The sequence below is a fragment of the Vagococcus allomyrinae genome (genome assembly GCF_017829975.1).
GTDB classification, from domain to species: domain Bacteria; phylum Bacillota; class Bacilli; order Lactobacillales; family Vagococcaceae; genus Vagococcus_D; species Vagococcus_D allomyrinae.
This window is the reverse complement of sequence record NZ_JAEEGA010000005.1, coordinates 207,203-219,895: the sequence shown is the minus strand read 5'-3', so window position 1 is coordinate 219,895 and position 12,693 is coordinate 207,203. Positions and strand designations below refer to the sequence as shown.

Genomic DNA, 12,693 nt, shown 5'->3' with positions numbered 1-12,693 from the left:
CGCAGGTGTTGGGGATCTTCCTCAGCACTAGCTCGAACTTTACTGATTTATAGGAGGAATAAAGATGAATCTCATAATAATGGGGCTACCTGGAGCAGGTAAAGGGACTCAAGCAGAGCGCATCATTGATGCTTACGGTATTCCGCACATCTCTACTGGAGATATGTTCCGTGATGCTATGAAGAACGAAACTGCCTTAGGTCTTGAAGCAAAATCCTATATTGATAAGGGAGCACTTGTTCCCGATGATGTCACCAATGGTATTGTGAAAGATCGTTTAGCTGAAGCCGACACAGCGTCTGGTTTCCTTTTAGATGGTTTCCCACGTACGATTGAACAAACACAAGCATTGGAAGAAATTCTAACAAGCTTGGGCAAAAAAATTGATGCCGTAATTAATATACATGTAGAAGAAGACATTTTGATTGAACGTTTAGCTGGTCGTTTTATTTGCCGGACATGTGGGGCAACCTACCATAAGGTCAATAATCAACCAAAAGTGGAAGGCACATGTGATCGTTGTGGCGGACATGAGTTCTACCAACGTGAAGATGATAAACCTGAAACGGTTAAAAATCGTTTAGCTGTCAACATTGAGGGCAGTGCACCGATTCTAGACTTTTATGAAAAAGCCAATCTTTTACACACAATCGATGGAAATCGCCAAATTGATACTGTCTTTACTGATGTTAAGAAAATCATTGACAGTATTTAGAGAATCTAAGCCAAAAGTAGCCGTTATTCTTGTGGATTTGTTTTTGCCTTGGCAATCAAGAGGTTGTGTGATAAATTAACTCAACGAACTTTATATTATGAGAATAATATGCTATAATCAGTAAGTTGAGGTGTTTTTTGGTGGTGTCAGGTCGACCCGCCGATTTTTTATCGTGTGAAAATGCGAAACAAGTATAAGGAGGTACTATGTATGGCGAAAGAAGATGTGATTGAAATTGAAGGTACAGTCGTCGAAACTTTGCCGAATGCAATGTTTAAAGTCGAACTTGAGAACGGACATGAAATTTTAGCGCACGTTTCTGGAAAAATCAGAATGCACTATATTCGTATCCTTCCAGGAGATAAAGTGACTGTTGAATTGTCACCGTATGATTTAACAAGAGGTCGCATTACTTATCGCTTTAAATAATTGTACTCCGTAAAATTCAAGGAGGTATAATCATGAAAGTAAGACCATCAGTAAAACCAATTTGCGAAAAATGTAAAGTAATTCGTCGTAAGGGACGCGTTATGGTTATTTGCGAAAATCCAAAACATAAACAACGTCAAGGATAATTAGGAGGTGTAGCATAAATGGCTCGTATTGCAGGAGTAGATATTCCTCGTGACAAGCGTGTAGTAATCTCATTAACATATATTTATGGAATGGGTAAAACAACTGCACAAAAAGTCTTAGCAGCAGCTGGAGTGTCAGAAGACATTCGTGTACGTGAATTAACGAATGATCAGTTAGACAAAATCCGTGCTGAAGTGGATAAATTAAAAGTTGAAGGCGATCTTCGTCGTGAAACAAACTTAAACATCAAACGATTGATGGAAATCGGTTCATACCGTGGTATCCGTCACCGTCGTGGGTTACCAACTCGTGGTCAAAACACGAAAAACAATGCGCGTACGCGTAAGGGTCCAGCCCGCGCAATCGCAGGTAAGAAAAAATAATTTAAGTAAAGTGAAGGAGGTTAGAACTTCATGGTAGCAAAGAAAGTTAGCAGAAAACGCCGTGTGAAAAAGAATATTGAGTCTGGTATTGCACATATCCACTCAACGTTTAATAATACAATTATCATGATTACAGATGTTCATGGCAATGCTATTGCTTGGTCATCTGCCGGATCATTAGGCTTTAAAGGCTCTAAAAAATCAACGCCTTTTGCGGCTCAAATGGCAGCAGAAGCAGCAACTAAAGTTGCGATGGAACACGGTTTAAAAACTGTTGATGTAACAGTTAAGGGCCCTGGTTCAGGTCGTGAAGCAGCAATTCGTTCATTACAAGCAACAGGATTAGAAGTGTCAGCAATTCGTGACGTCACTCCAGTTCCGCATAATGGATGCCGCCCTCCAAAACGCCGTCGTGTTTAATGAGCGTCTTTCATTTTGAGTGTGAACTTAAGAACGTCATTGAGCAAGACACTTTTCGTTTTGAAAGGGGTATAGATAAGAATGATTGAATTTGAAAAACCAAGAATCACCAAAATTGATGAAGACAGAGATTATGGTAAGTTCGTCATCGAACCTCTCGAAAGAGGTTACGGAACGACTTTAGGTAACTCACTACGTCGTATTTTATTATCTTCTTTACCAGGAGCGGCTATTACTAATCTACAGATTGATAGTGTGCTACACGAATTCTCAACGATTAAAGGCGTGCGAGAAGACGTGACGCAAATTGTCTTAAACATCAAAGGATTAGCATTGAAGCTTTACACTGAAGAAGAAAAATCCCTTGAAATTGATGTGACTGGTCCAGCGACTGTTACGGCAGGCGATATTATTACGGACAGTGATGTTGAAATCTTAAACAAAGATCTACATATTTGTAGTGTCGCTGAAGGGGCTACGTTCCGTGCTCGTTTAATGGTTAAACCAGGACGCGGCTATGTCCAAGCTGACGAAAACAAAAAAGAAGATATGCCAATCGGTGTATTGCCTGTTGATTCGATTTACACACCAGTTCGTCGTGTGAACTACCAAGTAGAAAACACGCGTGTTGGTCGTCGTGATGACTTCGACAAATTGACATTAGAAGTTTGGACAGATGGTTCCATCATGCCACAAGAAGCGATCAGCTTAGCGGCTAAAATCATGACTGAGCATCTTGATATCTTTGTAAACCTAACTGATGAAGCGAAAAATGCTGAAATCATGGTTGAAAAAGAAGAGACTCAAAAAGAGAAAATGTTGGAAATGACCATCGAAGAGTTAGACTTGTCTGTACGTTCATACAACTGTCTGAAACGTGCCGGTATTAATACCGTTCAAGAGTTAACTGATAAATCTGAACCAGAAATGATCAAAGTACGTAACTTAGGACGCAAATCATTAGAGGAAGTTAAAAACAAACTCGATGATCTAGGCTTAGGCTTACGACAAGACGATTAATACTTTCGTATGAAGGAAGACCACTATCCTTGGAAGCCTAGCGACCATAGGATTAGCGGGTACCGGACCTATGAGTTAAAGGAGGAAAACTAAGTGAGCTATCGTAAATTAGGACGCACTAGCAGTCAACGTAAAGCGATGTTGCGCGACTTAACGACAGATCTAATCATTAACGAGAAAATCGTTACAACTGAAGCACGTGCGAAAGAAGTACGTTCAACAGCTGAAAAAATGATTACTTTAGGTAAACGTGGCGATCTTCATGCTCGTCGTCAAGCAGCTTCATTCGTAAGAAATGAAATTGCAGATGTACGTGTAAATGAAGAGAACGACGAGATTGTAGTAGAAACTGCATTACAAAAATTATTCAGTGATATTGCACCTCGTTACACAGAACGCCAAGGTGGTTATACTCGTATTTTAAAAACAGAACCACGCCGCGGAGACGCTGCCCAAATGGTTATCTTAGAACTTGTCTAAATCACTAAACATCACTTTATAGATGATTCATTTAGAGTGTTATGATGTTGGAGTCTAGGACTCCGAGTCTAGCTCGTCGCTGCTCTCTGGTAATGTGTTACCAGAGAGTATGCACTCATCATAAGGTGTTATTTTAAAAAGATGAGAAAAAGCCCTTACAGGCTTATTTTTTTTGGTTTGAGATCAGCGTCTCATAATTAATTGCTGATCGGTGATATAAGACTGGGTGAGAAATTTTTTCTGTTCAATGGCCATGACAAAGGGTTTCATTTGGCCTTTCAAATACAGGGGGACATCAAAAATACTTGAGGAATAGCGGCGCGACACATAGTTGACGTTATTCAAGGCTGTCCTAGCACACTGACGACTAACAAGAAAAAAAGTCGACAAATAGGTCACATCGTCATCAGGGAGATTGCGTACTAAAAAAGAAGGGATGAGTACTTCTGCTGCTAAGGTGTCGGCTTCAGCTTCGAAAATTGGATTGTCGTTCAGGTAGATATTGTTACGACTGAGAGAAAAGGTATTCCCCTTTCTTAAATGCCCCAACTTAATGTGAGCCAGTTCATGGGCCAGCGTATAATTGATTCTACCGGCATGTTTGATCCCATCATTATAAAAAATTAAGTAGCGTTCCTTCTCTTTCAAATAAGCTGTTGCCCCGTCAGAGCTCTGAGTGAATTCAATCACTTCGTTGAGAGTCAGCTGGCTTTTTTTGGCAAAATCCGAATAGGAAATAAGACTGACATTAGGCTCATTTTTAATCAGGGCAAAAGGGTTAACCGGAAATGCCTGAATCTGATTGGTTTTAAGCAAGCCATATGCTAAGGTTTTTGCCAGTTTAAAATTGGGTTTAGTCGTCGTTCCACAGTTCATCGTCATCAAAAGTAGCCTCCAATATTCGCAAAGTTTTCTCCCGCTGTTCAGGGGTCATCCGCTTGGCCTTACGTTGTATCATAAAATAGTTCTTATCTTCAGTACTGTCGTCTGTTCGCCCTAACAGGTAGTCCACAGAGACATTAAAATAATCGGCGATTCGAACCAGCTTATCACTAGAAGGAGAGCTTTTGGCCCACTTGGTAATAGCGCCATTGGACAAACCAACCGCTCGTTCGACTTCTGCTAAACTCACGTTCTTTTCATTTGCTAATCTTTTGATTACCTCTAAGACAGTCATTGTATCTTCCTCCGAAAATATTCTTATATATATTAGTTGACGTAGAAAATATTCAGTGATATATTGGAATTATCAAGAACGTATAACGTAGTCAGTTAAATTTATTTAACCAAATAATCTGGTTTGGCTTATTATTATGCCTTAATTATAGAATATTTTCTGAGTTTTAACAATAGAATGGTAATATATTCAGAAATAATGGAAATTGACCTAAAATTAGGTTCTTTTTTAACCATCAAAAAGAACGTACGTTCGTATTTTTATTTTAACACAATGCCAGATGAAGTAAAGGTAATTTTCAACAGTTTTTATTGGAGGGAATCGGATGGAACATGATATTGAAAGAATAAGTGGGGATCAAGAGCGACGTGCCCGTTTGCCTGTCAAAAGGGGACGCTCTATCTTAAAGCGTTACAGCCTAGTATTAGCTCGCTGGTTAGTAGAACGTCAGACAATTCGAGTTGGAGACGAAATCTTATTTGATTTTCATGAGAAAAGATTTCGGCAGTTAATGGGAGTGGTGATTAAAATTTATGATCATAGTTATTTAGTAAATCTTCACGAGAGGCATTTACAGGCGATTCAAGAGGTCTTTGATTATCGAGAGGGCAATGGCTGTGTTTGTGTCAGTCAGAAGCAGTGCCGTAAACTCTGAGCCTTTTAGAGGGAATCAGTTAAATTGATGAGGAGTTGATAAGGAATGAGTGAACAGATAAAAATTAGCAACAAAGCGCGTCAGCATGTTAGAGAAATGTTAAGTGATTATCCTCAAATGAAAAAGGAAATGGCTGAATTAAGGCACTCGTTATTGACAATCACAGAAGATGGCAGCAATCAGTTTTCAGTTTTTGAGGCAGACACGGTGATAAAAATTGTATCTCATGAGCAAATTCATTTTAGAAGTTTAGCATTAAAAGTGATAGATGAGGTAATTGGAAAAGCGACTTCAGAAACGCAAGCGATTATTGAGTTCAGATATTTTAACAAAGAGTCCTTATCTTGGGTGGCGATTTCTCTTAAAGAAGAGGTGAGGTACTCGGAAGATAACTGCCGTAAGCTGGAAAAGAAGGTCGTCGATGAGATTGCTAAACGACTGGGGTGGTAATTTTACCAGTTTGCTGATTTTTATTTACCATTTTCAAAGGGGGTTTGGCAGTAAGATAAGAGTGTAAGGTGATAGAGAAGGAAATAAAAAGACAACCAATACTTATTTTTCATTATCCTTCTCTGGATCTTTGGTCCAAGCATTTAATGACGTTAAAAGACATGGAGGCGATCCGGATATGGCAAAAAACGAATCACAAAAGAAGTCACGAACGTATACTGATGCAGAAGTAGATGTAATCGTTAAACAGAAATTAGCTAGGGTACAAAAACAATTAGAATCAAAAAAAGAAATGGGTAAAATCATGAAAGTGACTGTTACCATCGATTTCGAAAAATAGGAGGAAGCAAGATGACATTGGAAGCAAAAAAGGGAATTGACGTAATTTTATTATACCGGTTATTGAAAAAAGAAACGGCACAAGGTGCATGGAAATTAGCCTTTCAAACAGAGCATGAAATTGGTTTGAGTCGTGAGGCCAGCAGTGCCCCAACGAAAGACGGTGCCGTTCAAAGCATCGCTCAGCTGGAGTACGAGTTTTCGGCCACCTCAATCGTTGCCAAAGGCGATGCTCACGTGAAGGAAATGCGCCAAGCCTTGATTGACGGCGAGTTAATTGAAATCTGGGAAATTGATAAATCAGAAAAAGGAACAGTGGCTGCCAATCAAGATAAGTTCGCCGCCACTTATTACCAAGGGTTTGTCACAAGTTTCTCTCAAACTGCAAATTCAGAAGATGGAGTTGAATTATCCTTAGAATTTGCGATTAATGGGACAGGACAAGATGGTTTCGCCTCATTATCTGAGGATCAGGCAGAAGTAGTTCAATACGTCTTTAAGGACACAACAACGGCTGACGCCTAGTTATTACGATTGAAACTAGTGATAGCAAGTTAAATTAGGAGGCAATGGAATGAAATTAATCATTAATAAAAAAACATATTCATTTAAATTTGGCACTAAATTTGTGCGAGAAATTGATGCTCGATTACCCTTGGAGCAAGAAGGAATCAAATTTGGTTTTGGCTTATCGGCTAAAGTAATTCCCGAATTACAAGGAACGAACGTCAACACTCTTTCTACGGTGCTACTTTTAGGTAATTTGACTGAAGAAGATCAGGTCTCACAGGATATCTTAGATGATTACATCGACAGCGTCGAAGATATCGAAGGTCTATTTGACGAAGTAATGAAGGAACTAGCTGAGTCAAATGCGGGAAAGTTAGCCATGCGAAACTTACGGGAAAGCCTGAAGAAAGCCAAGAATTAACTGAAAGTTCCGCAGAAACGTACGAGAAAATCAAGATATTCTCATTAAGGTGTTTGGGAATGACTGATATTAAAGCGATTGAACGAATGACACCTTATGAATTTGAACTGCGAGTGACCGCCTTTAAATTAAGAAAGCTGGATCAGGAATACGACTTCCATCTGCAAGCTTGGCTAGGTCAGCAAGTCCAGGCGACGAAGAAGTTAGGCAAAAAAGAAGTGCCTTACTTTAAAGATTTCAATGCCTTCTTTAATTATCAAAAGAGGGAGCAAGAAATTCTGGGCCTCATGGAGGACACGCCTGACTCCCGATTCGCGCAATTAATGAGAAAAGCCAATCGCTAGAAAGCAGGTCATCCCATGAAAGACCTAATAAATTCATAAGAGAAAGGAGGTAACATGTGGAACTATTTAGTGTAGAAGCGATATTATCCGCAACAGATACAAATTTATTTTCGCGAATGAATGCCCGAGCTGAACAGCGAGCCGCTAAAGGTGGTGGGTCTTCCGGGGGAGCTGTTGATGCGGCTGGTAAACTGTATGACCAGACGAAGCAATTAAACGCAGGTCTTGGAAAAGTCAGTGATTTTTTAAGTAATGCTAGCAGTGTTAATGCGCAACTATCTGAGTTTGCAGCGACATTTGGTTTCGAAGCAGTTGGCCAAGCATTACAGCAAGTATCCGGATTTTTGGACACCGCTCAAACTGTGGGAAGTGGCCTAGGTGTGTTTACCCAGGGGTTAGGACAAATGTCAAGTGGTGTGGAGACTGCCCAAATTCTAATGATGGAATTTGCAGACCCCAATAATGGTGGTTTTGGCGCCTTAGGCTCTGCCATCTCTGGCTTAGTAGGTGGACCTTGGGTGTTACTGGCTGCAGGTATCGTTGCACTAGTCGCTGGTTTCATCTACTTATGGAACACCAATGAAGGCTTTAGAACGGCAGTAATCGAAATTTGGACGATGATATCGGAAACCATCAGCAATGTGATAACCACCATTGCCGCGTTTATTTCAGAGGTTTGGGGCAGTATCGTCACGTGGTGGACGGATTCCAATAATCAGGTTCGGCTAGCAGCAGAAAATGTGTGGTCAGCCATTAGTGAAGTTATCTCATCAATTGTTACATTTATTTCAATGATTGTGCAAACGGTCTGGGGTGCCTTAACAGCCTTTTGGACAGCACATAACGAAACGATTAAAACAGTGGCTAGTGCCATTTGGAATGGGATTAAAGCTATCATCGAAGGTGTGATCAATGGAATTTCAATGGTAATAGGAGTCGTCCTAGGTGTCATTCAAGCCATCTGGCAAGGGACTTGGAATACAATTCAAACCTATGTAGCGACTATTTTAAATGTTATTGCCACGGTTATTCGAACCGGTTTAAACATCGCCAAAGGCATTGTTTCAACGGTGATGAGTCTGATTAGCGGTGACTGGTCGGGAGCTTGGAATGGCGTCAAAGAAACAGTCACAGCCGCTTGGGAAGGTGTGAAAGAGATTGTTAGGACAGGAATTGAAGGTGCTTATAATATCATTGCTGGTTGGTTTAATACCTTTAAAGATGCCGGTGGTAACCTAGTGAAAATGATTGGCGATGGTATCTTGGCCGGCGTTAAATTTGTGACCAATGCGATTGACACGATCGTTGGTAAAATTCGTGATTTCTTGCCATTTTCACCTGCTAAAACAGGCCCCTTATCGGATCTTGATCAGTTGAATTTTGGCGGCACGATTGCCACAGGGATTTATGCGGGAGAAGCTCAAATCAAACGAGCGATGGATAGTATTTTATCCACCCCCTCATTGTCTGAATTGGATAAGACCTTAAACAGCAGTAATCAGCAAACGATTCATGCTAAAAGTGAGCTATTACTAACACCAAACAAGCAATCAGCAGTCTTTACCGTTAATTTGGGAAATCAACAGTTTAGAGCCTTTGTTGATGATATATCTCAAGCCATCGGCGGCAATACAGAATTGAATTTAGCCTTTTAGAGAGGAGGAGAATTATGTATCATTTTCAAGACACAACAGTGACACAACCCAATCAAGACTCTTTACCAACATCTGCCATGAATTACGACGGTCTGTTTTTTGAAGAAGCCATTGACGGTTATCGGACACTGTCTGTCAGTGGCCGTGAAATGCTTTCACTGGAGATTGAAGCAGACAGTCGCAAAACAGGGACGGTGATTTACAAGCAAACTCTTCCTCAGCGAAGGCTAACGGTTCATTATCAACTGCGACATGAAAATGCGGAGGAGTTGCTGGTTAATTATCGCCGATTAATGGCCTATTTATACCGGGAACGTGACGTGATCGTCTACTTTAATGATGAACGGGATGTGCATTATCTCGGCAGGTACTCGGCATCAGAGGAAATTACCGGAGACAGTTACACCATCGTCTCCAGTTTTGATATTTATTGCCAAGATCCACGGAAATATACGAAAGAGTTTACCTCAACAGGGTTTATTGGGGGCACGTTCAGCTATCGAACAAAACCAGATACAATCAGTGTTACCACACGAAAAAAAGGCAATTTACTGATTTCCAATGGCTCCCAAAAGATCTCCATGAGCCAAATGGTCTTTAATGAGGGGGATCGAGTTGAAGTTGACTTTAAAGAAGGAAAAATTTTAGTCAATGGGCAAAACAGAACCTATTATCTGGATTTAAACAGTAGCTTTGAAGACTTCTATCTGGCCCAAGGCCAAACAATTACTAGTAATAATGGGGAGTTAAAGGTCACTTATCGCGAGGTGAGTTTATGAGTAATGTCTATTTTTTTAATGACGCTCAGCGTTTAATGAAAGTAGTGTCAGAACAAGCCCTGACAGAAGTGATTCAGGAGCAGGAAATAACAACGGCCAAGTCTGAGCTGTTGAACGATACCTTATCTGTGGTTGTGGATTATCATGATGAGCTTAAAGAGGCCGCTTATATGGCCGTCAGAGAACTGGACTTATCTTTCTACATGTACCGAATATACCATTCATCTGATTCAGGTGACCAACTCACCTTTACAGGCGTAGGATTCGCCCCAGATGAGTTGGCTGGTTACGTCGTCGAGAACCTTCAAGTTAAGGAACGCTCTGTCAAATCTGTGGCTCAGCTCTTAGTAAAAGGTACGGATTGGACGGTAGGCTATGTGGACGATCGTTTGGCTGCTGTCAGTGGTGAGTTTAGTTATCTTTCAATTAAAGAAGCACTCAAACAATTACAAGCACTCGGCTGTGAAATTGTCTTTAAGTGTCAGTTGGAAGGGCGGGGCATTAGCCGTAAATGGATGGATATCTATCAGCAGATAGGTGAAGTCAGTAACACCCGTTTTACCTATGGCGAGAAAGCCTTAAGTATTATTAGAGAGCAAGACCGCAGTCAGATATATACCTCACTGATCGGTCGGGGAAAGAGCCAAGACGTTGGGGATGGACAAGGGAAGAAGCTTGATTTTAAAGAGGTTGAATGGAAAAAAAGCCGCGGCAACCCCTTAAATAAACCAAAAGGCCAACAATGGCTAGAACTGCCAGAGATGACCGCCGCTTATGGCATTCCCATGAGTGACGGAAGTATGGGCAAACGAGAAAAAGTGGTTATCTTTGACAATGAAGATAATCCCGAAAAATTGTTAGAACGAACCTATGAGGAATTAGTGGCATGCTCACGGCCCTTAGTTCAGTTTAAAACCACTACCTTAAGTGGTGATGCGATTGGGAATTGGGTTACCGTTCATCGCGCTGATCGTGGCTATCATTATGAAACCCGTGTTTTTAAAGTCAAAAAAGACCGGTTAACTGGCAAAAGTGAGGCTGGGTTAGGAGATAACATGACCAAAAGCGCCTCGCGAAATACAGCAACCATTCATCACGAGTTAAAAGCCTTGGATGAACGCAAGATGACCTTTCAGGAATCGGAAGACATTGCCAAATGGCAGTCCGATGTTGTGAGAGGGGCTAAAGGTGGTTCGATTATCATGATGAATCCTTCAGATACGGGGGAATCAGACAGTCGGGTACCGAATCAAATGGTTTGGATGAATGGCCCTTCACTAGATGCCAGCGATAATTTTTTGGTGGCAAATAGTCAAGGGATCGGTTTTATTGAGGGGCCTTTTGACATGACTGATTTTAAACCAGCCTGGTCGATTGATGGTGCATTCAACGCTAACTATATTAAAGCCGGTGTTTTACGTGCAATTGATATCATAGGCGTTACAATTACTGGTTCAACGATTACAACAGACGGTGACAATCATAAAGTTCGCTTGAAGAACGGCATGTTAAGTATTTTAAATGATGATAATGAGGTGATTGGCTCCTTATTTGCCAGTTACAGCTCAGCCACAGGGAAGGCCAACGGAGTGGCCCTGCAGCAAGGAAAAAATGAAATTTTATCTCTAAATACATCTAATCTTAATGATGGTGGCAGTACCTATGTGATTCAGATTCCCAAAGAGTCCAATTCCAACAAGCCCTTGATTAACAGTCGAGGAAAGTGGCAACACGATGGAGATCTTAATATTAATGGTAGATTGACATTAAACGGTCAGGAAGTGACGCCAGGCGGTTCTGGAGGAAATAACAACTGGGATGGGCAGTATCCGCCAGAAGTGACGACAGCTATTGATAAACGGGCCTGGGAAATATGGATAACAGCCATTAATCAAGGCCACACTAAAGAATCAACGGCTGGCATGATGGGCAATATTCAACGGGAAACAGGTGATATGAGCCCAACAGCTAATGAACGTCCAGGAGTGCCAGGTTATGGATATGGATTGGTCCAATGGACGGATTCGACCAAAACTTATACGGGTAGAGATTACATGATTGGCTTGATGGATCAGGCCCAGATTAAAGATAAGCCAGATACCATTCAAGGGCAAATGAAATTAATCGACTGGCATGCTAAAAACGGTCAGTGGATTCCAACGGGCGAATTCCCGCAAACTTGGGCCATGTTTAAACAAATGACTAACATTGACTCAGCCACCATGGCCTTTTTGAAGAACTTCGAACGGGCTGGTGTAGAAGCGTCGGGAGAACGGGTTCAAAATGCTTACGGGTGGTATAACAAATTTAAAGAGTTAAAACCACCAGTTATGGGGACCGCCTTTAAACCACCCATTTCGGGGCCGATTACGGTGACGAGTGAATTTGGTTGGCGTGTTAGTCCCAGACCACCTCATGTGGACGAACTTCATAACGGGATTGATTTAGTTAATGGCAATCCCAATACTCCTATCTATGCAGCGATGGCCGGTGAGGTAGTGGTAGCGGGCAATTATCCAGACTGGTATGGTTTGTACATTGTGATGAAGCATCCTAACGGCAAATACACCGGTTACGCTCACAACTCGTCATTAAACGTCAAGATCGGCCAACAGGTGGCTCAAGGTCAACAGATTGCCGTTATGGGCACCACAGGTCCGTCAACAGGGGAACATTGTCATTTTCAGATAATGAACGATGTTTGGCCAAGCAATGAAGGATTTGAAAATCCAAGGCCATATATATTGGAGTAAAGAAAGGAGAGATGAC

Annotated in this window: 18 protein-coding genes; 16 read left to right on the top strand and 2 right to left on the bottom strand. The window is 41.3% G+C overall.

All coding sequences use genetic code 11. From position 1 onward, the window contains the following. The first annotated feature begins 64 nt into the window (after positions 1 to 64). From I6N95_RS09645 to rplQ, 7 genes are all read left to right on the top strand, one after another. A complete protein-coding gene (locus I6N95_RS09645; RefSeq protein WP_209527051.1) occupies positions 65 to 715 on the top strand; it encodes an adenylate kinase in 651 nt (216 codons plus the stop codon). 210 nt (positions 716 to 925) lie between these two features. Beyond that, positions 926 to 1,144: a translation initiation factor IF-1 gene (gene infA, locus I6N95_RS09640; protein ID WP_126779078.1), complete on the top strand. Its 219-nt coding sequence runs from the start codon at positions 926 to 928 to the stop codon at positions 1,142 to 1,144. Positions 1,145 to 1,176: 32 nt separating this feature from the next. Next, positions 1,177 to 1,290 carry a 50S ribosomal protein L36 gene (rpmJ, locus tag I6N95_RS09635; RefSeq protein WP_009488082.1) on the top strand — a complete coding sequence of 38 codons (114 nt, stop codon included), beginning with the start codon at positions 1,177 to 1,179 and terminating at the stop codon, positions 1,288 to 1,290. Between the two features lie 18 nt (positions 1,291 to 1,308). Beyond that, complete coding sequence (gene rpsM / locus I6N95_RS09630) at positions 1,309 to 1,674, top strand: 30S ribosomal protein S13 (protein ID WP_209527049.1); 366 nt, start codon at positions 1,309 to 1,311, stop codon at positions 1,672 to 1,674. Positions 1,675 to 1,704: 30 nt separating this feature from the next. Further along, complete coding sequence (gene rpsK / locus I6N95_RS09625) at positions 1,705 to 2,094, top strand: 30S ribosomal protein S11 (protein WP_209527047.1); 390 nt, start codon at positions 1,705 to 1,707, stop codon at positions 2,092 to 2,094. Positions 2,095 to 2,175: 81 nt separating this feature from the next. Next, on the top strand, positions 2,176 to 3,114 hold the full coding sequence (locus I6N95_RS09620; RefSeq protein ID WP_209527045.1) for a DNA-directed RNA polymerase subunit alpha: 939 nt from the start codon (positions 2,176 to 2,178) through the stop codon (positions 3,112 to 3,114). 93 nt (positions 3,115 to 3,207) lie between these two features. After that, on the top strand, positions 3,208 to 3,594 hold the full coding sequence (gene rplQ / locus I6N95_RS09615) for a 50S ribosomal protein L17 (RefSeq protein ID WP_209527043.1): 387 nt from the start codon (positions 3,208 to 3,210) through the stop codon (positions 3,592 to 3,594). Positions 3,595 to 3,777: 183 nt separating this feature from the next. Here rplQ and I6N95_RS09610 read toward each other — a convergent pair whose 3' ends face one another. Further along, positions 3,778 to 4,476, bottom strand: coding sequence for an ImmA/IrrE family metallo-endopeptidase (locus I6N95_RS09610; protein ID WP_209527041.1), 699 nt, complete (start codon positions 4,474 to 4,476; stop codon positions 3,778 to 3,780). Then, complete coding sequence (locus I6N95_RS09605) at positions 4,448 to 4,771, bottom strand: helix-turn-helix domain-containing protein (protein ID WP_209527039.1); 324 nt, start codon at positions 4,769 to 4,771, stop codon at positions 4,448 to 4,450. Before I6N95_RS09605 ends, I6N95_RS09610 begins: the two co-directional genes overlap by 29 nt. Before the next feature lie 325 nt (positions 4,772 to 5,096). On the opposite strand from I6N95_RS09605, the gene I6N95_RS09600 reads away from it, so the two are divergent. From I6N95_RS09600 to I6N95_RS09560, 9 genes are all read left to right on the top strand, one after another. After that, a complete protein-coding gene (locus I6N95_RS09600; protein WP_209527036.1) occupies positions 5,097 to 5,426 on the top strand; it encodes a hypothetical protein in 330 nt (109 codons plus the stop codon). 45 nt (positions 5,427 to 5,471) lie between these two features. Beyond that, on the top strand, positions 5,472 to 5,876 hold the full coding sequence (locus I6N95_RS09595; RefSeq protein ID WP_209527034.1) for a hypothetical protein: 405 nt from the start codon (positions 5,472 to 5,474) through the stop codon (positions 5,874 to 5,876). Between the two features lie 178 nt (positions 5,877 to 6,054). Then, on the top strand, positions 6,055 to 6,216 hold the full coding sequence (locus tag I6N95_RS09590; RefSeq protein ID WP_209527032.1) for a hypothetical protein: 162 nt from the start codon (positions 6,055 to 6,057) through the stop codon (positions 6,214 to 6,216). Positions 6,217 to 6,233: 17 nt separating this feature from the next. Beyond that, entirely contained in the window at positions 6,234 to 6,740 is a 507-nt protein-coding gene (locus tag I6N95_RS09585; protein ID WP_209527232.1) for a phage major tail protein, TP901-1 family, read from the top strand. Positions 6,741 to 6,789: 49 nt separating this feature from the next. After that, positions 6,790 to 7,146: a tail assembly chaperone gene (locus I6N95_RS09580; protein ID WP_209527031.1), complete on the top strand. Its 357-nt coding sequence runs from the start codon at positions 6,790 to 6,792 to the stop codon at positions 7,144 to 7,146. Positions 7,147 to 7,205: 59 nt separating this feature from the next. Continuing rightward, entirely contained in the window at positions 7,206 to 7,490 is a 285-nt protein-coding gene (locus I6N95_RS09575; RefSeq protein WP_209527028.1) for a hypothetical protein, read from the top strand. 56 nt (positions 7,491 to 7,546) lie between these two features. Further along, a complete protein-coding gene (locus I6N95_RS09570) occupies positions 7,547 to 9,145 on the top strand; it encodes a phage tail protein (protein WP_209527026.1) in 1,599 nt (532 codons plus the stop codon). Between the two features lie 14 nt (positions 9,146 to 9,159). Then, positions 9,160 to 9,924 (top strand): distal tail protein Dit, encoded by a 765-nt coding sequence (locus I6N95_RS09565; protein ID WP_209527024.1) that lies wholly within the window; start codon positions 9,160 to 9,162, stop codon positions 9,922 to 9,924. Next, positions 9,921 to 12,677 (top strand): phage tail spike protein, encoded by a 2,757-nt coding sequence (locus I6N95_RS09560; protein WP_209527022.1) that lies wholly within the window; start codon positions 9,921 to 9,923, stop codon positions 12,675 to 12,677. The genes I6N95_RS09565 and I6N95_RS09560 overlap by 4 nt, the downstream gene beginning before the upstream one ends. The last annotated feature ends 16 nt before the right edge of the window (positions 12,678 to 12,693 follow it).

Coding starts and splice junctions, on each gene's coding strand:
- I6N95_RS09600 (WP_209527036.1), top strand. CDS start 5,097: ATGGAACATGATATTGAAAGAATAAGTGGGGATCAAGAGCGACGTGCC.
- I6N95_RS09565 (WP_209527024.1), top strand. CDS start 9,160: ATGTATCATTTTCAAGACACAACAGTGACACAACCCAATCAAGACTCT.
- I6N95_RS09620 (WP_209527045.1), top strand. CDS start 2,176: ATGATTGAATTTGAAAAACCAAGAATCACCAAAATTGATGAAGACAGA.
- I6N95_RS09605 (WP_209527039.1), bottom strand. CDS start 4,771: ATGACTGTCTTAGAGGTAATCAAAAGATTAGCAAATGAAAAGAACGTG.
- I6N95_RS09580 (WP_209527031.1), top strand. CDS start 6,790: ATGAAATTAATCATTAATAAAAAAACATATTCATTTAAATTTGGCACT.
- I6N95_RS09560 (WP_209527022.1), top strand. CDS start 9,921: ATGAGTAATGTCTATTTTTTTAATGACGCTCAGCGTTTAATGAAAGTA.
- I6N95_RS09645 (WP_209527051.1), top strand. CDS start 65: ATGAATCTCATAATAATGGGGCTACCTGGAGCAGGTAAAGGGACTCAA.
- I6N95_RS09595 (WP_209527034.1), top strand. CDS start 5,472: ATGAGTGAACAGATAAAAATTAGCAACAAAGCGCGTCAGCATGTTAGA.
- rpmJ (WP_009488082.1), top strand. CDS start 1,177: ATGAAAGTAAGACCATCAGTAAAACCAATTTGCGAAAAATGTAAAGTA.
- infA (WP_126779078.1), top strand. CDS start 926: ATGGCGAAAGAAGATGTGATTGAAATTGAAGGTACAGTCGTCGAAACT.
- rpsM (WP_209527049.1), top strand. CDS start 1,309: ATGGCTCGTATTGCAGGAGTAGATATTCCTCGTGACAAGCGTGTAGTA.
- I6N95_RS09575 (WP_209527028.1), top strand. CDS start 7,206: ATGACTGATATTAAAGCGATTGAACGAATGACACCTTATGAATTTGAA.
- I6N95_RS09590 (WP_209527032.1), top strand. CDS start 6,055: ATGGCAAAAAACGAATCACAAAAGAAGTCACGAACGTATACTGATGCA.
- I6N95_RS09610 (WP_209527041.1), bottom strand. CDS start 4,476: ATGACGATGAACTGTGGAACGACGACTAAACCCAATTTTAAACTGGCA.
- rpsK (WP_209527047.1), top strand. CDS start 1,705: ATGGTAGCAAAGAAAGTTAGCAGAAAACGCCGTGTGAAAAAGAATATT.